Origin of the sequence: Sediminibacterium salmoneum NBRC 103935, assembly GCF_000511175.1 — a bacterium.
Lineage (GTDB): Bacteria > Bacteroidota > Bacteroidia > Chitinophagales > Chitinophagaceae > Sediminibacterium > Sediminibacterium salmoneum.
Map to the genome: position 1 here is coordinate 2,481,004 of NZ_KI866530.1, position 20,925 is coordinate 2,501,928.

The window sequence follows — 20,925 nt, forward strand, 5'->3', positions numbered from 1 at the left end:
TTTGTCCCCGATTTATTTTGCCCCCATCCCTAAATTTTCCCCGTTTTTAAAATTCATTAATCAGTTTTGCGGTGGCTTCCGGTGCTTCCTCCATGGGAACATGCCCAATATTCTGAAGTATCGCCAGCTTGCTTCCGGTTATATCCTTGTTGAAAAGACTGGCATTCTGTACCGGTATTAATCCATCCTTATCTCCCCAGATAATTAAAGTAGGCTTCCGGATGCTTTTAATTTTATCAGGCTCCTGCTCAAGCCCCTTCTTAAAAATGGCTAAAAGTGCTTTTCGGTTTCCTTTGGCAATAGCCATATCATGAAAACGGGTAATTTGTTCATCGTTAATAATACCCGGATCCTGATAAATTCCTTTTAAGCTGGCTTCCACCAATGCCTTGGGCGTGATGAACAACATAATATTATTGATGACAGGAGTTGACGCAATTTTAAAACCCAGCGATCCTTTTACGTTCAATACAGGGTATCCTGTTGCATCTATTAAAATCAGTTTCCTTACTTTAGCGGGAAAATAAGTGGCAAACTGCCAGGCAATACCACCTCCTAAGGAATTGCCACCTATATCACAAACTGGCACATTAAGTTTGGTTAAAAAGGAGTCCAGAAACTGGCTATAATACTTAAAACTATACTCATTGGCTGAGTTAGGGCCTGTTAATCCAAAAGCAGGCATGTCTAGGGTGATGATTCTTCTGTTGGGATTAATGAATTTGCGCATGGCTTCAAAAGTGTGAAGCGAAGAACTGGTTCCATGAATGAGCACCAACGGAATGGAATCATTCGGATTGCCCTGATCTCTATAATGCACATTCATACCCATCAATGGCATGAATTCAGATTCATTATTTACATACAGTGGTTTTAAATCTTCAATCGTTTTATCGGATTGAAAGTAAATGACAAATAGCAACAATAGAATTCCGAAAACAGCGCCCAAAAAATAACCAATATACTGTAGGAACTTTTTCATGTGAATGATTTAGTTCTACAAATATATTGGTCAGTGATGGGATACTATATTAATTTCTGCGAATGGCACCAATGCCCTCTTTAAACAAGAGTTGGTTCAGCGCTGGAATGTCTTCGTTGTTAATAGCTTCTCCTCTTGCTTTTAATGAAGACCATTGAGCAGTGTATTGTTGTAATAAATCTTTGGAAGGCTGATTGATACTAGGTATATCGCTCTCTGCATGATTCATTAAGAACATATAATAAGCGGTAAACTTATTCAGGAAATTTTCAGCATCATCATAGGCTGTTGACTTGCGCTGAATCATTTCTTCGTCCCATGTTTTCATTTTTTGTGATAAGGCTTCGGCCTTTGTTTTTAAATCTCCTTTTGGCAGATTTTTAATTACCTGATCTAACTGCTGCTTTTTGTTGTACAATTCGTTTACCAGGTTGTGCATTTCTTTTACATTGGCTTCCATACCACTCATGAATGCATCAAACTCCTGATAAGTTTCAGCAGTAGTCGGATAATTGGGATTGGCTAAAATGGTTGCCGTGGTAGTAACCGATTTTCCTTCCGCTTCCAGTGTTATGCTGTAGTTGCCGGGTATGGCTTTGTGCCCGCGGAAACTGCTTTCTATATAGGTATTCGGAATGCCCGGCAAAGTAGCATGTCTGAGATTCCATACGAAACGATTCAATCCTTTTTGTGTTGACAGTTGTGGATCCCTTGGTGGAGCACCATCGTATCGCTTGTAAGTAGGATCTGCTTTTGAACTAAAGGTTCTGATGATGCTGCCTGCTGCATCTTTGATGCTCATTTTTACTTCAGCATTTTCCTTTAACTCCGGCAGTTCATAATACAATACAATCCCTGTTGCAGGATTCACGCCCCTAGTGGGATGTGTTCCATCAAAGTCCGGATTGTTTCCATCCAGTTCTGAACTGCCCGTTGCTAAAATAACAGGAGCTGGCTGATAAAAAGACAAATTATTGAATGATGCTTTGTATTGACGAATCAATGTTAAGTCGTCCAGGATCCAGAATGATCTTCCAGAAGTAGCAGCAATTAAATTGTCTTGATGTACCCTTAAATCGGTGATGGGACTATTGGGTAAATTCAATTGAAAGGATGACCAGTTCTTTCCGCCATTGTAAGAAATATACACACCGTTTTCTGTACCTGCATACAACAGATCTTTTCTTTTGTCGTCTTCTCTAACTACACGTGTAAAAGAACCTGCGGGTATGCCATTACTAATATTGGTCCATGTTTTTCCATAGTCTGTACTCTTGTATAAACCAGGGGTATGGTCATTGAATTTATAACGGGTGGTAGCAATATAAACCGTTGCTTTATCAAAAGGAGATACTTCTATAGAGTTGATTAAACACTCCTGCAAGCCAGCAGGCGTTATATTTTTCCAGATGGCTCCTCCATCTCTTGTTACATGCACAAAACCATCGTCGCTTCCAGTATACAATACTCCTTTCTCTAAAGGAGATTCTATTACATAACTGATGGTTCCATAGTTTTCTGCACCCACCGATTCATTCGTAAAAGGCACACCTGGTTTTACTTGTTTTTCTTTTTCATTTCTGGTTAGGTCGGGTGATACCTCAGCCCAGGTTTTTCCCATGTCTCTGGTTCTTAATAATACATGTGCTGCATGATAATAGGTGCCCGGTTCATGTTTGCTATGAATAATAGGAGCATTCCAGTTATATCTATATTTCATGTCTTTGGCATCCATGGCCAGATACTGAATGGGTGCTGCCATGATATTGGTACTGGCATTGTTCTTTGTGTCGAGCACTTCTATGGTTCCCTGGTAAGAGCCACCCAGCACATACCTTGGGTTGTTGGGATCAAATGCTAAAAACGCACTCTCCCCTCCGGCGGATGCAGACCAGTCGGTGTTTGTAATCCCACCGGAAAAAGTTCTACTGGCAATTTTTACAGAAGTGTTGTCTTGCTGACCACCATAAATATTGTAGGGAAATAAATTGTCTACGTTAATTCTATAAATCTGTGCTGTTGGCATATTGCTCTGACTGCTCCAAGTTTGTCCGCCATTAAAACTGATGGTTACTCCACCATCGTCTGCCATCACTAAATTTTTTGAATCGGAAGGATTGATCCATAGGTTGTGATAGTCTCCGTGCATGCCCTGAATATTCTCCCAGGTTTTGCCTCCGTCAATCGATTTTAAAGCGGGTGCACTTAACACATATACTGTGTTTTCATTGTTTGGATCAGGAAATACTTCAATATAATACCAGGCACGCTGAATAATTTTATGCTCTGCTGATACCTGAGAAAAACTTTTGCCTGCATTGTTCGAAACATAGAGCCCGCCTGCATTTTTTTCGAAATCGCTTTCAATTAATGCATACACTTTTTCTGAATTGGCAGGGCTTACTGCAATCGCCATCTTTCCCATTTCCTTAGGTAGTCCGCCAGTTAATTTGTCCCAGCTATTTCCTCCATCTGTTGATTTGTATAATCCGCTTCCAGGCCCGCCACTGATTACTTTCCAGGGCAATCTTCCATGCTCCCACATAGCAGCATACAAAATATTGGGGTTTTTAGCATCCATGGATAATTCCGCAGCACCGGTTTTTTCGTTGATATATAAAATCTTTTTCCAGCTAATGCCTCCGTCTGTTGTTTTGTAAATGCCTCTTTCTGTAGAGCTGCTATACAATGCTCCTTGAGCCGCTACATAAACAATGTCTGGATTGCTCGGGTCAATTATTACGCGGGCAATATGTTGCGTTAAGTCTAACCCAATTTTTTTCCAAGTCTTACCCGCATCGGTACTTTTATACATTCCGTCACCGTGATGAGACATCACCCCTCTAATGGCATGTTCTCCCATGCCCACATACACTATATTGGTATTGCTTTCTGATACTGCAATAGCTCCAACTGATCCTGTTTTGAATTGCCCATCTGAAATATTATTCCATGTGATTCCACGGTCGGATGTTTTCCATAACCCCCCTCCGGTAGTACCCATATAATAGGTATGAATATCTCCTTTAACACCCGTTCCGGTATTGGATCGCCCACCTCTGAATGGTCCGATGCTTCGCCATTTTACTGGTTTAAAATAAGCATCGATGTTTTCTGTAGTAGCTTCCTTGCTGTTCTGGGCAAGCGCATAGTCTGCACCGGATATAAGGAGCAGTCCTAAAAGCAGTTTGTGCATATGGTTGAATTTTATACAGAAAGATAACTCATTTGTATCTTTGAATTGTGTCAAAGGGAAAATTAGATATCATTGATAAGGTACTGGATGCCTGTTATAAGTATAATCCGGATGCGTTATTTGTAATGAGTTTGATGCACCAGTACGAAGAACGAGGAAGCTTGAGCAAAAAACAATTAGAAGGGTTATTGGCCAAAGCAAGCAAAGTGCCTGATATGCCAGTTAATTGGTTGGCCACTTTAGAGGCAACTATACATAAAATGCACACGCGTGCTAAGGATCCAGCAACAGCTGGAAAACCTTTATTTGCGAAAGACGAAGAGTTGGGAGCTAAAATGCAAGCCATACTTCAAAAATATCCAGCGCACAAAAGGGTGGTATTTCTCTTTGAAAAATTCAATCGCAATGAGCTAATGTCGCCTTTGGAAAAAACAGAGATTGAGAAATTTTACAAACTACTTGTTCCATAGTACATGACAAATGTCATAAAACTTGCTTGTCAAAAAACCTACCTTCGGCACTTTAAATAATTTCCTTTTATGAAAGTTGCCCAAAACATTTTAGAAAGAAGCCAAAACAAGTGTGAACTCTGTTCTGCAGAATCTCCCCTTTCTTTATACGAAGTTGTTCCAGTGGATAGAACCACAGAGAACAACTGTATCATGATTTGTCAGAAATGTTTGCAGCAGATTGATAAAAAAGAACCCCTGGATCATGCTCATTGGAATTGTCTTAGCACTGCTATGTGGAGCGAAGTTCCTGGTATTCAGGTGGTTTCCTGGAGAATGTTGAATAGATTAAGAGAAGAAGCCTGGGCGGCTGAATTATTGGATATGATGTACCTGGACGAGGAAACCATGGCCTGGGCAAAAGCCACTGGTGATCATGATAACGACAGTTCAGTAGACTTACACGTAGATTGCAATGGGCAACAATTGTTTGCTGGTGATAGTGTGGTACTTACCAAATCACTAGATGTAAAAGGTACCAGCCTCAATGCAAAAATGGGCACTGTTGTAAAAAATATTCGCCTGGTTCCCGATAATACCGAACAAATAGAAGGAAAGATTGAAGGTCAAATGATTGTTATACTTACAAAATACATTCGCAAAGCATAACTTTATATGCGAATATGCGAGTAAGAAATCCCCGAACTGGCGAATACGATTTTGAATTTCAGGAGTGTAGTCCTGAAACCATTCGTAGCACAGCAAGAAAACTTTCTGCAAATCAAATTGCCTGGTATCGTTCAGGAATTGCGAATAGAATTGCGGTGATTCAAGAATGGAAACAGGTGTTGATTTCTAGGAAGGAATTGCTGGCGGGCGCCCTGGCTGAAGACACTGGCAGAAGCTGGGAAACCACTGCAGAAGTAGAATGGGTAATTAATTCCATGGATAAGTGGTGTTTGGTTGCAAAGAACTTTTATGATCAGCACAATGAATGGATTCCTTACCCAATTGTTACGGTACTGAGTCCTTGGAATTTCCCCTTGGTTTTATCTATGATAGATACCTTGCCTGCTTTATTATCTGGCGCCGCAGTGATGGTAAAACCGAGTGAAGTTACACCCCGCCATGTGATGGTATTAAAAGAAACCATTGACCTAGTGCCAGGCTTAAATGAAATTTTATGCATTACACCAGGTACCCCAGCAGCAGGAGCCATCATTGCAGATACCTCTAGCTTAATCTGTTTTACTGGATCTATGGCTTCTGCAAGAAAAGTGTTACAAGCCGCCAGTAAAAAAATGACTCCTGTTTTATTTAATCTAGGAGCAAAGGATCCTGCTATTGTTTTATCCTCTGCCAATCTTGAAATGGCTGCTACCGCTATTGTTAAAGGAAGTACAACCAATGCGGGACAAAGTTGCTTGAGTTTTGAAAGAATTTATGTGCATGCTTCTGTGCATGATGCATTGGTTGATTTACTGGTAGCCAAATCAAAAGCATTACAATTGGCGGACACACATTTGCTAAAAGGAGAAATTGGCCCTATTATTTTTGAAAAGCAGGTATTAACCATCAATACGCACCTGGAAGATGCGTTTGCCTCGGGTGCTACTTTGCTTACAGGAAGTAGAAAGTGTGAACAGATTAATGGCGGTTATTATTGTAAACCAACTGTCCTGGTGAATGTTACGCAAAATATGCTGGTGATGCAACAAGAAACATTCGGACCCATTATGCCAGTGATGGCTTATGATCAGCTAGATGAAATGATTGAAATGGTGAATTCGTCAGCATATGCTTTGGGTGCAGCTGTTTTTGCTGGCACTGAAGAAGAAGCACTAGCAGTTGCTCAAAGAATTAATGCAGGTTCAGTTAGCATAAACGAAGCTGCACTAAAAGCCATTCTGCATTATGGCGACAGCGTTAGTTTTAACTGGAGTGGAGTAGGGGGTTTAAGAATTGGTCCAGAAAATTTTAGTCGATTCGTTAAAAAGAAATACTTCCATTTTTAATTTAAAGATTTTTACTTCTTCGTTAAAAATATTGACTTCTGGTATAGGGTGGCTGAATTGTTAAAGAATTGCTATTCACATTAATATGTGATTTTATGAGAAAATGGTTTCAAGGTTCTTTGTGATCTAAAAATTTTTTCTAATGAAATCAATGAATGTATTTTTTGTAGCGTTATTATCTCTGCTACTTTTTTCATGTAAAAAACAGGATCAGCCTACACCCGTTCCAGGCTTAGAGCAAAAAATGCTCAAAAAAATATCAACCAGCGATCGTGAATTTGAGATGTTTACATATAACACCAATAAGCAACTGATTAAATTAACGAGTCAGTATATTGATGATTATCTCAATAATACTGTTGCAACCGATGAGTCCATTTTTACGTATCAAGGAAATCAACTTTCTAAAATTCAACACGAAACGGGTTCTATGGAATTCTTTTATACCAACGGGAGCGTTGATTCTATTAAGAATTATACAGAGAACAATAAACTTATCAGTACCGATTATCCTCAATACAATGCGCAAGGCAAGCTGATTTCTGTAACCACCCATTTCTCTGGTCTTTTTCCTTTAATGCCAGTGGGAATGATGCGAACTTTTACTTACAATGCCGATGGCAATTTGATTGAAAATAGTTACTCCTTAAAAGTTACCAGAAACAGCGACTATGTATTTCAAGAAAAAACTGTTTTCTCGGATTTTGATAATAAGCCTAACCCTGAATCATTCAACTATGTTGACTTTTATTTTCCTAGTATAACGCTGCTAAGAAACAATCCTCGTAAGGTAAAAGTATACAATCATAATAATGTATTAGAATCTGATATGACTGTTTCGTTTGAGTATGATGCTGCCGGTTATATTACTAAAAAGTCAATTCTTACTGTTGGCAGTCCTAATCCGGAAGTTTCTTTCTTTGAATATTATTAATTGAATCACATACTCATGTGATTGTTCAAATCGCATGGGTATATTTTCTTTGCTTCAAAACTTAACAGTGAAATCATTTATATTATTAAGCGCTGCAATTTTATTCATAAGTTGTAGAAAAAGCCCACAACCATTACCTACACCACAAGAACCTACAGTAAAGCTGCTGAAAAAAATTTATACAGACCCTATCGAGTACCAATCTTTTGAATACAACGCTAATAGAGAATTAACAGGTTATACTGTTCAGTTCATAAACAATCTGGTGGATAGAACTGTGAGCAAGTTGACAAAAGAGATAGTGTATGAAAATAATCTATTAACAAAGCAAGTAAGCCCTGCTGGTATTCAACAATATTATTATAGTTCAGGTAAACTGGATTCTATTCGTACAACAGCTGTTAATGGAAAATGGATTAGCACTTTGTTTCCTACATTCAATGCTAAGAATCAATTGGTTTCTGTATTAGAGCTGATTAAACAAAGTGGTCCAGATGCTCCTGATGCACTAAAGTATGAGTACAGTTATGATGCCAAAGGAAATCTGGTAATACAGAAAGCTTATTCAAGGCTGGTCACCAGCCCTCAGTTTATGTTGGTAGAGCAAACTATTTTCAGCGATTATGATCAATCTGTAAATACAGAATCCAGGGCCTATGGTAATATTTTCATTAAAGGGGTTACTATGATGAAAAATAACCCCGGCAAGCAAATAACGTATGATGCCAATAACCTGGTAAACAATGAAATTCATTTCTCATATACCTACAACAGTGATGGATATATTGCTACCAGAACTAAAAAATTAATAGGCGCTTCTCCTGATTTAATTTATACCTATGAATACTATTAATACAATTTCTCCGCTACAAAACAAGCGCCCAAAACTTGATTTATATAAAATGAAAAGGATACATGTTTTTTTTGTTTTGATTTTATTTTCTTTTAGCTGTTCAACAGTAAATCTGCATTTGGAAGGCGAATCCTGGAATGATAAAGAAGCTTTTGAGGTAAAAGGCAGAGGCATTGCTTTTACCAAAGAAAAACTAAGCTTTGGAAATTATGCAACGCATTATGTAAAAAGATCTTGGACCCGTGGCGGCCCCTCTACCTACGGATTAGGAACTGGTATGCCGGGCACTCCTGAGTATGCCAATATTATTTCGTTAAGCTATATTAAAAAGAAGCAAACCCTTCGGTTTGGAATTGCTGATAACCAGGGAAACAAATCCGATGTGTTTGCAGTATCCAACTTTAATGCACGTGAAATTCAGGTTGGCAAAAACGAAAACAGTTTTTTTAATATTGCACTTGATATTTTACAGCAGGCAAAAAAGCCGTCTAGCTCTATATATTATGTTCAATTGTATATGAATGGAGAAGAACAGCCATGGCAGATGATACACGACAACTATACTTCGCAGCAGCCTGCTAAAAACTATATAGGCTATCTGGCTAAATTTAATAATCTATATTATCAGATAGTACCTATTAGTAGTATGGTGAATACAAAGGGAAAGATTTTCAATATGCCGATGGGAGCGTATGGGTTTGCTTTTTTAACTAGAGAAGGCCAACCACTGGCTGCTGTTTCATTGTTAAATAAGGGAGCTGTTTATTTTACAAAAGAAGTAATGCCCGATGAAAAGTTTTTGTTTGCCAATGCTGCTGCGGCCTTGCTTATGCAACAGGAGCTAGGTGCCTAGCCCATAATTCCTTTTACAGCACCACCATCCACAGTAATTGTTTGACCTGTTATAAATTTACTTTGCGGGCTTAGTAACCAAACTGCTAAGCTTGCAAAGTCTCCTGCCTCTCCCAGTTTTCCAACAGGTATCTGCGCAATACCTGCTTTTTTTGCTTCTTCAAAACTCATTCCTGTTTGTTCTGATTTCTTTATATACAGTCTGTTAATAGCAGGCGTATTATGTGATCCTGGTCCCAGTATATTCAGTGTAACACCTGATTGAGCAATTTCCTGCGAAAGGGTTTTTACCATTCCTACTACGGCTAATCTTAACGAAGTACTTAAAACCAGATTTTCTACGGGTTGTTTTACAGAAACACTTTCTATATATACTATTCTGCCATATCCTGCATCCATCATTTTAGGAATGATGGCCTGCGATAAAGCTACTTTCCATCGAAGAATCTGCTTATATGCCTGATCCCAGTCTTCCAAACTGGTTTCCAATACCATTTTTGCAGGAGGTCCTCCTGCATTAACTACCATACCGTGGATGGTTCTATTTTCTATTTGGTCAAGTAACTTATAAAGTGTTGTTTCTTCTGATAAGTCTCCCGGCAGTATTTCTATCTGATTGGGAGCCTGTTGTTGAAGTTCTCTCAACTTTTCTTCACCTCTGGCTACTGCAATTACTTTTGCCCCTTCATTTACCAATGCTAAACTAATGGCTTTACCAAAACCTGAGCTGGCGCCCCCAATGATAAATAATTGATTACTGATTCCTAAATTCATGCAACAATTTAGACAATTTTGTCTTTAAATGCTTTAGCTACGGCCTCGCTTTTGCTGTTTACATGCAACTTTTCATAAATCTTTTTGATATGACTTCTAACGGTGTCTATTGCAATAATCATTTCTGCAGCAATCATTTTATAGCTGTAACCATTTACTAGGAATTGTAATACCTGCTTTTCTCGGTCACTAAGGTTATAATCTTCTCCTTTACTATTATTCATAGAAGAGAACATCTTTAATACCTGCGTAGCAATATTCGCACTCATAGGCGCCCCGCCACTAGCAGCTTCTGCTATGTATTCGAGTAGTCTGGCAGGTGCTGTTTTTTTGAGAATATATCCATTTGCACCGTTTTTGATGGATTCAAAAACATTCTTATTATCATCAAACACGGTTAACATTAAAATTTTTACTTGATCATTGGTTTCTCTGATATTCTTTAATCCTTCAATACCATTAATGCCCGGCATATCAATGTCCATTAATATTACGTCAGGTTTAAATGCTGCAACTTCATCCACTGCATTATTACAATTTTTATAAGCTGCAACTACTGAAAAACCCTCACTGCCATCAATTAACATCGTTAATCCTTCTCTTAACTGAGGGTTGTCTTCGTAAATAAGTACTTTAATCATTGGGGCAATTTATACGTTAAAACTACTGATTGATGATAGTTTTTTCAATCACATAAATATGTATTCTTTTAGTATCCTCTTCCTCCGGTTAATAATAGATAGGCTCGAAGAAAATACTTCTTAACTAAACTCCCTACCATCACACAAAACAGTATTACCAGTAAAGGAACAAATAGGTAACTCAAAAGTCTGTTCATCCAAATGCCCTCTGTTGCCAGAATTACCATTTTCATTAAATAGGGCAATAAGGGTACATGTAAGGCAAATATGAAAAAGGAATAATTGCTGATCTGCAGAAACCATTTCTGCTGAACTGTTTTCTTAATAATAGGATCAATTCCATACCAAATGGCAATCATTCCACATATAACAGAGGCCCTATGCAAAAGCATTAAAGTAAAAAAAGTAGTTCCTGTATTGGGTTCAAGTTCAAATGCCATAAAGGTTTTAATAATACATAACCCTATAAAAAGAATCAGGAAGATGCCCGTGCTTAACCATTCTGGTCTTTTTTCTAGAAACAATCCTTTTTTCTGTGCCCAAATTCCTACACTAAAGAAAAATAAGCCCTGCCCGTCGAATATGAATATCTGAAAAGATACCAACCAGATGAGTAATGAAAAACACATCCAAATTATGGGTACTTTGCGAATGCAATACAGAATAAATGGGTACATCAGGTTGTAAACAAACAAAGCCAGTATAAACCAGAGTTGGTAAGCGATGGGAGCCAGAATCCACCTGCCTATCAAACCCTTCCAACCTATTTCAAGATAAGGCCGGTTGTCTCCGAACTGATCTATACCTGCCTCTTTTACAATATTGGCTGTATAGCTGTTCAGTTGTAACAGAAAAGTAAATAACAGTGCAATGGCACTCCAGAGTAAATAGGGTATGATTAATGTTTTGAATCTTTTCTTAATAGAATCAGTGTAAGATCGGTTATCATAATAGGCAAATAAATAACCAGATATAACAAAGAGAATGGGAATTCTGAATCGAAGGAGGCCGTTGGCAATTAAAAACTCTGAAAATGTTGTAAAACTAAGTGGTTCATCTATAGTGCTGTAAGGTGCTAGATAGGTTATATTTAAATTATAACCATGTACATATCCAAGCAAACAAATACTGATAAAAGTAAAGAATCGAAATTTCTGACTTAGTATTCTGTTCATATAAATTTATTGTACAGGAATTTCCAAGTATATGGTTGTTCCTGTATTTATCTGGGATTGTATATTCATCTTACCATTTAATGCATCTGCTCTTTTTCTCATATTGCCCAAGCCATTCCCATTGTCGGCTTCCTGCACATTGAATCCAATGCCATTGTCAAGAATCAATAAACTTAACCGATTACCAATCACAGATGCTTCTACTTTTATTTTAGTGCACTTTGCATATTTAGCTGAATTGTTGATGGCTTCCTTAAATATTAAAAAAAAGTCTCTCCTTGCTTCCATATTTAATTTTACTTCATTCACAGCCTCTGAACTCTCAAACTCAAGTTGAATGTCTTTTGCCTCACAAACATTTATAGCGAACTCGCGCATTCTGGCCAGAATTTTTTGCATACTATCGTTGCTGGGCTTTATACTCCATACTATATCATCCATGGCTTCCATCATTCTCTGACTGTTGTCTGAAATTTTATTCAGGTATTCTCCTGTTTTAGAAGGGTCACTGATTCTTGCCTTAGCCATTGAGCTAAGAATATTGATGGTGCTTAAAGTGCTACCCATATCATCGTGTAAATCTCTGGCTACCCTGGTGCGTATATTTTCTACTTCAATCAGTTTGTTCAGTCTGAGTCGGTGCATGGTGTATGCCACAAGTGCAATTAAAGTAAGCAGGATGCTGATAAACCAACCCGTTCTCCAGAAAGGAGGTCGGATAAATATCTGCATGGTGCTGATGTTCTTGGAACGGTTGCCTTCGTTGTCTTCACAATAAATTTTGAAAGTATAATTACCAGGCCTAAGAAAAGAGTAGTTCACAGTATTGTTTCGATCAGCTTTAATCCATCCTTTATCCAGCCCCTCCATCTTATAGTAATAGGTTAGTTTATCTCTTAATAAAAAACTGAGTGCAGAGAAACTGATGGCAAAACTATTCTGATCTGATTTTAATACCACTTTGGGTAATAACTGTAAAGAGTCTACTGGAATATAGCGATTGAATAATCGGAAATCGGTAATGGCAACATCCGGTGGAAGATTACTATTGCTGAATGCCGAAGGTGAGAAATAGATTAATCCATTAGAGCCGGCAAATATGATATGTTGGTTGCTCGTTAAAAAATCTGCTTCTGTAGTAAGGTTGCTGATGACTATTCCATCCCTCTTTTCATAGGGAGTAATAATACCGTTCACCGGATTGTATCTGCATAGCCCATTTCTGGTAACCATCCATAAATTTCCTCTGCTGTCTTTACGGATTCTTAATACAGCGTTGGCAGGCAATCCATCTTCTGTAGTTAACCAACTTACTTTTTTGGTTTTTTTATGAATGAAATTCAAAGCCCCTGCTGCATATACTAGTGTACTGTCGTTCAGTTGATCAATATCATCCCCGCCTTTCTGGAAAAGTGGATTCTTTTTGTCGGATACGGTATAATGATGAATTAAATTTTTGCCATCTGCAGAATAACAATAAAGTCCCTGGTTTAATGATGTAATCCATAATAATCCCTCATTGTCAAAAAATATTTTTCTTACAATGGTTCCAATTTGCTGTACAACTTCAAACTGCTTTCCATCGTAACGTACAATATCTCCTCTCTGGCTACTGATCCAGACATTACCTTTTTTATCTTCTGTTATAAAACGTATAGTAGATCCGTTTAATTCTTTTAAAGTATGGTACTGCATTTTGCGCTTTACCGTATCATAAATCATATACTTACCACCCTGACAGCCCAGCCACACTTCTCCGTTTCTTCTTTCGTACAAAGACCATACTTGCTGGTATTGAATGCGTTCAGTTGCAGTGAAGTTATTGGGCATATTACCTAATAACGCATTCTTATAGCTCATTAAGTTCTTGTTCAGGGTCAGAATCCCCGATCCCCATGTACTTAGCCAGAATTCACCAGAACTCAATTCCAGAATATCGGTTATTTCAATACCACCTTTGGTTTCACTGAAAATGAAATTGACTACATTTCCCTGGCTTCCCTGATCACTAGTCATGAAAATGCCATTGTCACTGGCAATCCAGATATTACCATCCCTGTCTTCTGTCATATCATTGATCTGTTCGTATTGAATGCCAATACTGCTTCCAAATTCACTTTTATAAAAAGTAAACTTGTTTAATCGTTGATTATAACTATAGAGTGCATTGGTTCCGTACATCCAGAGACTACCGGATCTGCTCTCAAAAAAATAACGTAGTTCTTCGTATTGAGGATTGTTATTTAATCCGGCTGTATCAGACAGTTGATTGCCATCATAATTATAAACTGCTCTGATATGTCTGTCTGGCCAGCTGAATATCCAGAATCGTTTCTGTTTATCAATATAAATTTCTGTAAGATTCTTCCACTTCTTGTTTAGTAGTGGGATAGATTTGGGATTGTAATCGCTGGTATAGGTCTGCTTGGTTTTCTGATCATAAACAGCCAATCCTTTGTCACTACTGGTAAACCATAACTGTTCTTCTTTTTTATTTTCTGCAAAAGGATGATTCGAAACAAATCCTTTTGGCAGTCTGATTTCTTTTTCGGGTAAGAATGCTTTTTTAAGTGAATCAAACCTAAATAGTCCTACTCCGTGTATGGTTAAATAGGTATTTTGTTTGCTATCCTGTTGTAGGCGCATATTACTTTTAACAGGGATAGTTTCATTAGATAGAATTGGTACGGTTTCGTACACCAATGAAGCATGATTGAATAGGCCTATTTTGCCCTGTGATGCAAAGTTCAACAATAGCGTCTGTTTGCCTATTGGTAGAATCTGGTGTAAATCGGCAATTGGTAAATTTTCCTTGTTCGGTTTGCTTGTTCCATAACTGATAAATCTATTCCCATCAAATCGTTGCAAACCATTGGCAGTACCCACCCATATAAATCCCTGTTTGTCTTGGTATATAGTATAAGTAACATTAGAAGCAAGACCTAATCCATCTTCCTTACTAATTTTTAAAAAAGCATATCCTTCTCGTTGTGATTGAACAGCTGTTAAAACACAGTTTAGTATAAAGAACAGAACTAGTTTTTTCATTAGAACAAATTTACAAGAGCCGGTTCACAAATGAATGCATGTGGCCCAAAACCACATGTTTATGTGAGTACCAGCCAGCCAGATAGCTGTAATTCACATTAATGTGCGGTTGAATACCCTCTTGAAACATTTCATTTTTGCTTTATCAAATTATTCAAAAAAATCAAATTCTCATTTTATGAAACAGTTTATTTTATCCCTTGCAATCTCAGCACTTAGTATCGGTGCTTTTGCATCTACTGGTATGCGTCCTGACTTTAAAGCAGGAAAAGCTATAGCAGCTCCTTATAAACGTTTAGTGGTTTATGGTAACCTAAAAGTCATTCTTGTGAATGCCGAAGAAAAGACTGTTGCTATTCAGGAAATGGTTGGTCAATCTAAAGTGAATGCTTTGTATAGCAAAAATGAATTGGTGATTGACGGCTCTGCAGTAGATGATTTGAGCCCTGTTACTGTTCGTGTTCCAGTTAACCAATTGGAGTTTTTGGAAATTAATGGGTCTGCTACAGTAGTTTCAGAAAACACCCTGAACTTAAGTCACCTTACTGTTTCCATGCAGGGGGAAGGTAAAATTGACATTAAGAATACAGGAAGTATCCAGGTGAAATCTGACAACGGCATTCAGTTTAAAACCATTAAGCAAAAAGGTCAGGTAACCATTCATTAGAAATAATTATTCTCTATATAAATGTTGGTTTATTATTAAGCAGGGCCCGGATTTCCGGGCCATTTTTAAATTTTAAATGATATGAAGACTAATCAAAATTTTATTGAATTGCTAAGTACTCAGTTTGCAACGATAGAGTCTTATTTTAAAGAAAATATTTATTCCGCTTCCTATGAGGATTTATCGGCTATTCCAGCCTGGGGTGGATGGTCGGTGCTTGAGGTGCTAGATCACCTAAATTTTTATAATCGCTGGTATTTGCCAAAAATTGATGAAGCCATTCAGCGACACCGAATATCGTCAGTTGAACATGCTGTTTTTAAATCTGGTTGGCTGGGCGCTTATTTTACAAAGATGATGAAGCCTTTCCCTGATGGAACTGTTGCTTCAAAAATGAAGGCATCTAAAAATACTATTCCTGCAACTGTGCTTAATCCAGATCTGGTGATTAGTCAGTTTTCTTCTCATCTTTCTCATTTGCATTATTTACTGAAGAACGCTGTCTTTGCTGATTTAAATAAAGGAAGGGTAGTTACCTCGCTTTCATCATTCGTTAGATTGAATACCGGAGACAGTATTGCTTTTTTACTGGCACATATGGAAAGACATTTTTGCCAGATTCAATCCATTCAAAAAGGGATATCACATAAATATGTGATAACAAAGTTGGAAAAGGTAGTTTAAAAAATAATTGAATGGCAATAGGGTCAGATAAGCGGCAGAGATTGGCTTTTTTCCAACTATTTATCTAAAACCGTCTCTTTTTTTCACCAGTTTATGTGATTTCAAACCTTCCTTTTATAATCAATTTTTGTATCCTCAAATTATTTATATGTCAAAGTATTTTACGCTAAGCTTCTTATTCACCCTTTTGTTTTTAGCTACAAATGCAAATGCTGCTACACCTAAAGAAACATTAATAGGGGGTACTATTGTTGCAAATGACAAACCTGTTAACGGTGCAGTGGTGTATTTGTTAAAAGATACTGGCAACAGTATTGTTAAAACCACTATTTCAGACAATGATGGCAAATTTAGTTTTATGTATTTGCCAGAAAAATTCCGAATCAAAGTAAATGCCTTGGGATATAATGATTATATAAGTGAAGTGAAAACACCTGGCAGCGAAATCTCAATTAAACTGACTGCTTCTGAAAATATTATGTCCTCGGTAACGGTTGTTGCGCAAAGAAAGCTGGTTGAAGTTAAAACCGATAAAACGGTTATTAATGTTGATGCATCACCAACCAATATTGGAACTACTGCTTTGGAAGTTCTGGAAAAAGCACCTGGGGTTGTTGTGGATAAAGAAGGCAATATTTCCATGCTGGGTAAGGCTGGAGTGATAATTATGATTGATGGGAAGCCTACCTATATGAGCAGTGCCGATGTTGCCAATTATTTAAAATCACTTAGCAGCAATCAGCTAGATCAGATAGAATTGATTACCCAGCCTTCTGCTAAATTTGATGCAGCAGGGAATGCCGGGATTATTAATATCAAAACAAAAAACAACAAACCCATGGGAACCAATGGCACCATTGGAGCCACTTACTCTCAGGGGGTTAACAGAAGACTAGCGATAAATGGTAGTCTGGGTTATAGAAAGGGGAAGTTGAATCTGTTTGGCAGTGTCAATATTTTTGACAATATGTCTTTTAATAAAATTGAATTGTCTAGAAATATTCGCAATGTAAATACAAAAGACATTGTTTCAGTTTTAGATCAGTCAACAACAATGGGGGTACATGTAAAGCCTTTTAATACCAAGTTTAGCCTTGACTATCTGGCATCAAAGAACAGCAGCCTTGGCCTGTCTTTTTCTGGAAACTTTAATGATAATTTCTTTACCCTTCCTACAAGAATGGAAGTGAGCAATGCAGGTGGCGTATTGCAAGGGGTGTATAATTCAAACACACAGAATGCAATGCGTGTAAGTAATGTTATTGGTAATTTATACTGGAAAACTAAACTGGACACCACGGGTAGAGAATTGACGGCCGACCTGGATTATATTAGAAACAGTTCTGATTTTAATCAGGAAATGAGTAGTTATTATTATCCTCAAATGAACAATCCTGCTGAAGCCCCATACATTTTAAAAGGAATTAACCCTTCTGTTATCAATGTGTATTCTGCAAAAATGGATTATGTACATCCCTTTAAGAAAGAAGGTAAATTAGAAGCAGGCCTTAAGGCAAGTTTAGTGGAAACAGATAATAATTCTGCTTTTAAAGTATTGAAAAATAATAACTGGGAAGTAGACCCAAGAAGCAATGAGTTTGTTTATAATGAGAATATTTATGCTGCATATGTAAATGGCAGTAAGCAATGGAAAAAATGGGGCCTACAGTTGGGATTGCGGCTTGAAAATACCATAATGAAAGGCAATCAGGTTACCACACAACAACAGTTCAATAGAAATCTGCTTCAATTATTTCCAACAGCTTTTGTTAGCTATAAGGCAACCGAGCTGAGCACTTTTACAATCAATTTTGGAAGGAGAATTGACCGTCCGAATTACAGAGATCTGAATCCATTTCAATTATTGCTGAATCCGTTTACTTATAATCAGGGCAATCCCAATCTACGTCCTCAGTTTACGAATAATGCAGAATTGGGATATAGTTACAAAAATGGAATGATCACCGCTAAACTTGGATATTCAAGAACTACAGATATCATTACAGATGTAATTCGGGCCAATGACGTAGAAAAAGTTACCTACCAAACCCGTGAAAATATTGCATCAAGAGACAATATTAACCTGAGCCTGGGATATAATAAATCTATCAATAGCGTAATTACAACCGGCTTTTTTGCGAATGTTTATCAAAACAAATACAAGGGGCTATTTAACAATGAACCCCTGGATGAGCAATACACTTCCTTCTCTTTGAACATGAACAATCAATTCAAGTTTAAAAAAGGTTGGTCGGCTGAGTTGAGCGGGTTTTATAACCACAGAAATCTCCTGCTTGCACAGGCATTCATTGAACCTATATGGCAAATGGGATTTGGAATCAGCAAGCAGGTCTTTAATAACAAAGGAACCATTCGATTGTCGGCCAGAGATATTTTCTTTAGTCAGAAAGTTAGAATTAATCAGCAGTTTCAGAATCTGGACAGCAGGTTCATGCAGTATTCCGATTCAAGACATGTAGCTCTTTCCTTCACTTTCCGTTTCGCCAAGAATGCATCCAATGTGGTTAAAAGAACCGGCGGAGCTTCACAGGAAGAACAAAACAGAGTGGGCAACTAAAATATTTTACAATGAAAAAAATTATCTTGCTTGCTGTTATAGCTGCAGCAACTGGTCTGGTGTATTCTTGTTCCAGCCATGAAGAAAAAGAAACAAAAACGGGTGAGCGCAAAGCTGCCAGTATTGCCAGAGGGGAATACCTGGTAAAAATTTCAGGGTGCGGAGATTGTCACTCACCCAAAATCATGACCCCTAAAGGACCTATGGAAGACAGTGCCTATTTTCTGGCAGGCTTCAGGTCGAAAGATCCCTTGCCACCCATTGATACTTCAGTACTAAAAAATGGATGGACCCTGTTTTACGCAGAAGGAACAGCCATGGTAAGCCCTCTGGGCATTTCTTATGCTGCCAATATAACGGCGGACGAAACGGGAATCGGGAACTGGACTTTGGAGCAATTTAAAACCGCAATGACAGAAGGCAAATGGAAGGGATTAAAAGAAAACAGGCCCTTACTTCCACCTATGCCATGGCAGAATTTTACCAAAATGCATCCGGAAGACCTGGAAGCTATTTATGATTACCTGCAAAGCACCAAACCCGTTGAGAATATTGTACCGATGGCCGTTTTTTCAACGCAGTAAATTAGGCCTCTGTGGTTGTAGCTTCTGCTGCAGCCACAGCTTTTATTAGCAATTGAAACTTTGTATTAAGAGATACAGTGTATAATCCGCCTTCAAGTATTTGCTTGGTATTGACGTCTTCCAGCATTACAGTAGCCAAATCAGATGCCAGTGCAGAACTGCTGATTAAATTAGCTACTTTACCATTTTTAAATTCAATAGTGAATTTATAACCCGCTTTTCTGCCAGTACCCATACGTTCGAAATCAATCCTATTCAAGTCTAATACCTGATTATCTTGTTTTGTTCTTTTTAGTAAAATACGAATAATGGGTAGGTACTTGATCCAGATTTGGGCGTACATGTAGCTGTGTTATAAGTTAAGAATAAAACAAAGGTCCGAAATTTCTTCGCCATTTCCGAATTTGGTTTTAAAAAGTCGTCATATCTTTTATATTCGCAGGTATATGAATGATATTTCAAGCGTAGTTATCCGGCAATTAATGGTTCATCAGGCGGGTAATGCCGCACAAGGTAGCCAGCTGATTCTATCGGAATCAGCCCATCTTTTACCCGATGAATTCTGGCAGCAAACCCTTGCCCATTTTTTCCTGAAGCCTTTTAATGAAGCTGAACAATACAGACTCCAAACCCAGGACAATCTGGTCTATGCCATTATAAATCAGCTATTTAGCAATGAGGTTTCGGTGGAATCTGCCAGTAAAACCCTGGCAGAACATTTTCATTTGAAGTCTCAATCTGTGCATGCAAAATCAGGTGAGTTCTATTTTGCCGACTTCGACAATATTGGTTTTGATGGATCCGCATATCGCGCTATTGGCATTTTTCATACGACTATAAAAGACCAATATCTCAAGGTTAAAACCAAGTCAGGAAATATTCAATTATCTATTGAAGAGGGAATTGATTTAAAAAAGGCAGAAAAAGGTGCTTTGATATTACAAAAAGAAGCAGATCAGGGTTTTATTGTATTGATTCATGAGTTATCTGCAGCAAAGCAGGCAGATGGGCCGTTCTGGAAATCGATTTTCCTGCAGGCGTCTCCCATTATAAATAGTTACCATAACACTAATGAAGCGCTGGGTATGTGCAAGCTATTTATCAGTAATGAACTCAATGAGCATTTTGAAACCAGCAAAACCGATCAGATTGATATGCTCCAGCGAAGTATGGACTATTTTAAAACCCATGACCAGTTTCAAATGGAAGAGTTTAGCAAAGAAGTTCTGTATCACCCTGAAGTAATTGAAAGTTTTACGCAATACAAACAACAATATGAAGTGGCCAAACAGGTGAATATAGAAGATGAGTTTGCTATTAATCCGGCTGCCATTCAGAAACAGCAACGTCATTTCAAAAGTATTTTAAAGCTCGATAAAAATTTTCATGTGTATGTACATGGCAGAAGAGACCTGATAGAAAAGGGCTACGACGAAGTAACCGGCAAGCATTACTACAAATTATACTTTGATCAGGAGCAATAAATGGCCAAT

At 37.8% G+C, this 20,925-nt stretch carries 18 protein-coding genes; 11 read left to right on the forward strand and 7 right to left on the reverse strand.

Annotated elements, in window-relative coordinates; genetic code table 11:
• Nucleotides 1-46: 46 nt before the first annotated feature.
• Together P767_RS0111525 and P767_RS0111530 are read right to left on the reverse strand one after the other, a co-directional pair.
• Nucleotides 47-982 (reverse strand): alpha/beta fold hydrolase, encoded by a 936-nt coding sequence (locus P767_RS0111525; RefSeq protein ID WP_026764620.1) that lies wholly within the window; start codon nucleotides 980-982, stop codon nucleotides 47-49.
• A gap of 49 nt (nucleotides 983-1,031) precedes the next feature.
• Nucleotides 1,032-4,178: a WD40/YVTN/BNR-like repeat-containing protein gene (locus P767_RS0111530; protein ID WP_026764621.1), complete on the reverse strand. Its 3,147-nt coding sequence runs from the start codon at nucleotides 4,176-4,178 to the stop codon at nucleotides 1,032-1,034.
• Between the two features lie 47 nt (nucleotides 4,179-4,225).
• Here P767_RS0111530 and P767_RS0111535 point away from each other — a divergent pair, with 47 nt between their 5' ends.
• The 6 genes from P767_RS0111535 (at nucleotide 4,226) to P767_RS0111560 (ending at nucleotide 9,282) form a co-directional block, all read left to right on the forward strand.
• Nucleotides 4,226-4,648 (forward strand): hypothetical protein, encoded by a 423-nt coding sequence (locus tag P767_RS0111535; RefSeq protein WP_026764622.1) that lies wholly within the window; start codon nucleotides 4,226-4,228, stop codon nucleotides 4,646-4,648.
• Between the two features lie 69 nt (nucleotides 4,649-4,717).
• The gene (locus P767_RS0111540; RefSeq protein ID WP_026764623.1) at nucleotides 4,718-5,296 is read left to right on the forward strand and encodes a PhnA domain-containing protein; all 579 of its coding nucleotides are present in this window, start codon (nucleotides 4,718-4,720) and stop codon (nucleotides 5,294-5,296) included.
• Nucleotides 5,297-5,310: 14 nt separating this feature from the next.
• Complete coding sequence (locus P767_RS16920) at nucleotides 5,311-6,642, forward strand: aldehyde dehydrogenase family protein (RefSeq protein ID WP_051417327.1); 1,332 nt, start codon at nucleotides 5,311-5,313, stop codon at nucleotides 6,640-6,642.
• Nucleotides 6,643-6,784: 142 nt separating this feature from the next.
• Complete coding sequence (locus P767_RS0111550; protein WP_157611501.1) at nucleotides 6,785-7,576, forward strand: RHS repeat domain-containing protein; 792 nt, start codon at nucleotides 6,785-6,787, stop codon at nucleotides 7,574-7,576.
• 67 nt (nucleotides 7,577-7,643) lie between these two features.
• Nucleotides 7,644-8,429 carry a hypothetical protein gene (locus tag P767_RS0111555; protein WP_157611503.1) on the forward strand — a complete coding sequence of 262 codons (786 nt, stop codon included), beginning with the start codon at nucleotides 7,644-7,646 and terminating at the stop codon, nucleotides 8,427-8,429.
• On the forward strand, nucleotides 8,416-9,282 hold the full coding sequence (locus tag P767_RS0111560; RefSeq protein ID WP_026764626.1) for a hypothetical protein: 867 nt from the start codon (nucleotides 8,416-8,418) through the stop codon (nucleotides 9,280-9,282). The genes P767_RS0111555 and P767_RS0111560 overlap by 14 nt, the downstream gene beginning before the upstream one ends.
• Here the strand turns inward: P767_RS0111560 and P767_RS0111565 are convergent.
• The 4 genes from P767_RS0111565 to P767_RS0111580 all read right to left on the reverse strand — a co-directional run bounded on the left by P767_RS0111565 (nucleotide 9,279) and on the right by P767_RS0111580 (nucleotide 14,919).
• A complete protein-coding gene (locus tag P767_RS0111565) occupies nucleotides 9,279-10,055 on the reverse strand; it encodes an SDR family oxidoreductase (protein ID WP_026764627.1) in 777 nt (258 codons plus the stop codon). The two genes, P767_RS0111560 and P767_RS0111565, sit on opposite strands and share 4 nt — an antisense overlap.
• A gap of 8 nt (nucleotides 10,056-10,063) precedes the next feature.
• Nucleotides 10,064-10,696 carry a response regulator gene (locus P767_RS0111570; protein WP_026764628.1) on the reverse strand — a complete coding sequence of 211 codons (633 nt, stop codon included), beginning with the start codon at nucleotides 10,694-10,696 and terminating at the stop codon, nucleotides 10,064-10,066.
• Between the two features lie 68 nt (nucleotides 10,697-10,764).
• Nucleotides 10,765-11,871 (reverse strand): acyltransferase family protein, encoded by a 1,107-nt coding sequence (locus tag P767_RS0111575; protein WP_037351779.1) that lies wholly within the window; start codon nucleotides 11,869-11,871, stop codon nucleotides 10,765-10,767.
• 6 nt (nucleotides 11,872-11,877) lie between these two features.
• A complete protein-coding gene (locus tag P767_RS0111580; protein ID WP_026764630.1) occupies nucleotides 11,878-14,919 on the reverse strand; it encodes a ligand-binding sensor domain-containing protein in 3,042 nt (1,013 codons plus the stop codon).
• A 178-nt stretch (nucleotides 14,920-15,097) separates the two neighbouring features.
• Here P767_RS0111580 and P767_RS0111585 point away from each other — a divergent pair, with 178 nt between their 5' ends.
• The 4 genes from P767_RS0111585 to P767_RS0111600 all read left to right on the forward strand — a co-directional run bounded on the left by P767_RS0111585 (nucleotide 15,098) and on the right by P767_RS0111600 (nucleotide 19,432).
• Entirely contained in the window at nucleotides 15,098-15,586 is a 489-nt protein-coding gene (locus P767_RS0111585; RefSeq protein WP_026764631.1) for a GIN domain-containing protein, read from the forward strand.
• A gap of 81 nt (nucleotides 15,587-15,667) precedes the next feature.
• Nucleotides 15,668-16,270, forward strand: coding sequence for a DinB family protein (locus tag P767_RS16925; RefSeq protein ID WP_051417328.1), 603 nt, complete (start codon nucleotides 15,668-15,670; stop codon nucleotides 16,268-16,270).
• A 148-nt stretch (nucleotides 16,271-16,418) separates the two neighbouring features.
• Entirely contained in the window at nucleotides 16,419-18,848 is a 2,430-nt protein-coding gene (locus P767_RS0111595) for an outer membrane beta-barrel family protein (RefSeq protein WP_026764632.1), read from the forward strand.
• A gap of 11 nt (nucleotides 18,849-18,859) precedes the next feature.
• Complete coding sequence (locus P767_RS0111600) at nucleotides 18,860-19,432, forward strand: hypothetical protein (RefSeq protein ID WP_026764633.1); 573 nt, start codon at nucleotides 18,860-18,862, stop codon at nucleotides 19,430-19,432.
• Nucleotide 19,433: 1 nt separating this feature from the next.
• Here the strand turns inward: P767_RS0111600 and P767_RS17730 are convergent, their stop codons facing one another.
• Nucleotides 19,434-19,775, reverse strand: a complete 342-nt coding sequence (locus tag P767_RS17730) for a hypothetical protein (protein ID WP_051417329.1) — start codon at nucleotides 19,773-19,775, stop codon at nucleotides 19,434-19,436.
• Nucleotides 19,776-19,878: 103 nt separating this feature from the next.
• Between P767_RS17730 and P767_RS0111610 the strand changes: the two genes are divergently transcribed.
• Nucleotides 19,879-20,916: a nucleoid-associated protein gene (locus tag P767_RS0111610; protein ID WP_026764634.1), complete on the forward strand. Its 1,038-nt coding sequence runs from the start codon at nucleotides 19,879-19,881 to the stop codon at nucleotides 20,914-20,916.
• Nucleotides 20,917-20,925 lie beyond the last annotated feature (9 nt).

Excerpts from the sequence above, each read along its gene's own strand:
- P767_RS0111525 (WP_026764620.1), bottom strand. The coding sequence starts at position 982 with ATGAAAAAGTTCCTACAGTATATTGGTTATTTTTTGGGCGCTGTTTTC.
- P767_RS0111530 (WP_026764621.1), bottom strand. The coding sequence starts at position 4,178 with ATGCACAAACTGCTTTTAGGACTGCTCCTTATATCCGGTGCAGACTAT.
- P767_RS0111540 (WP_026764623.1), top strand. The coding sequence starts at position 4,718 with ATGAAAGTTGCCCAAAACATTTTAGAAAGAAGCCAAAACAAGTGTGAA.
- P767_RS16920 (WP_051417327.1), top strand. The coding sequence starts at position 5,311 with ATGCGAGTAAGAAATCCCCGAACTGGCGAATACGATTTTGAATTTCAG.
- P767_RS0111550 (WP_157611501.1), top strand. The coding sequence starts at position 6,785 with ATGAAATCAATGAATGTATTTTTTGTAGCGTTATTATCTCTGCTACTT.
- P767_RS0111560 (WP_026764626.1), top strand. The coding sequence starts at position 8,416 with ATGAATACTATTAATACAATTTCTCCGCTACAAAACAAGCGCCCAAAA.
- P767_RS0111565 (WP_026764627.1), bottom strand. The coding sequence starts at position 10,055 with ATGAATTTAGGAATCAGTAATCAATTATTTATCATTGGGGGCGCCAGC.
- P767_RS0111570 (WP_026764628.1), bottom strand. The coding sequence starts at position 10,696 with ATGATTAAAGTACTTATTTACGAAGACAACCCTCAGTTAAGAGAAGGA.
- P767_RS0111575 (WP_037351779.1), bottom strand. The coding sequence starts at position 11,871 with ATGAACAGAATACTAAGTCAGAAATTTCGATTCTTTACTTTTATCAGT.
- P767_RS0111580 (WP_026764630.1), bottom strand. The coding sequence starts at position 14,919 with ATGAAAAAACTAGTTCTGTTCTTTATACTAAACTGTGTTTTAACAGCT.
- P767_RS0111585 (WP_026764631.1), top strand. The coding sequence starts at position 15,098 with ATGAAACAGTTTATTTTATCCCTTGCAATCTCAGCACTTAGTATCGGT.
- P767_RS16925 (WP_051417328.1), top strand. The coding sequence starts at position 15,668 with ATGAAGACTAATCAAAATTTTATTGAATTGCTAAGTACTCAGTTTGCA.
- P767_RS0111595 (WP_026764632.1), top strand. The coding sequence starts at position 16,419 with ATGTCAAAGTATTTTACGCTAAGCTTCTTATTCACCCTTTTGTTTTTA.
- P767_RS0111600 (WP_026764633.1), top strand. The coding sequence starts at position 18,860 with ATGAAAAAAATTATCTTGCTTGCTGTTATAGCTGCAGCAACTGGTCTG.
- P767_RS17730 (WP_051417329.1), bottom strand. The coding sequence starts at position 19,775 with ATGTACGCCCAAATCTGGATCAAGTACCTACCCATTATTCGTATTTTA.
- P767_RS0111610 (WP_026764634.1), top strand. The coding sequence starts at position 19,879 with ATGAATGATATTTCAAGCGTAGTTATCCGGCAATTAATGGTTCATCAG.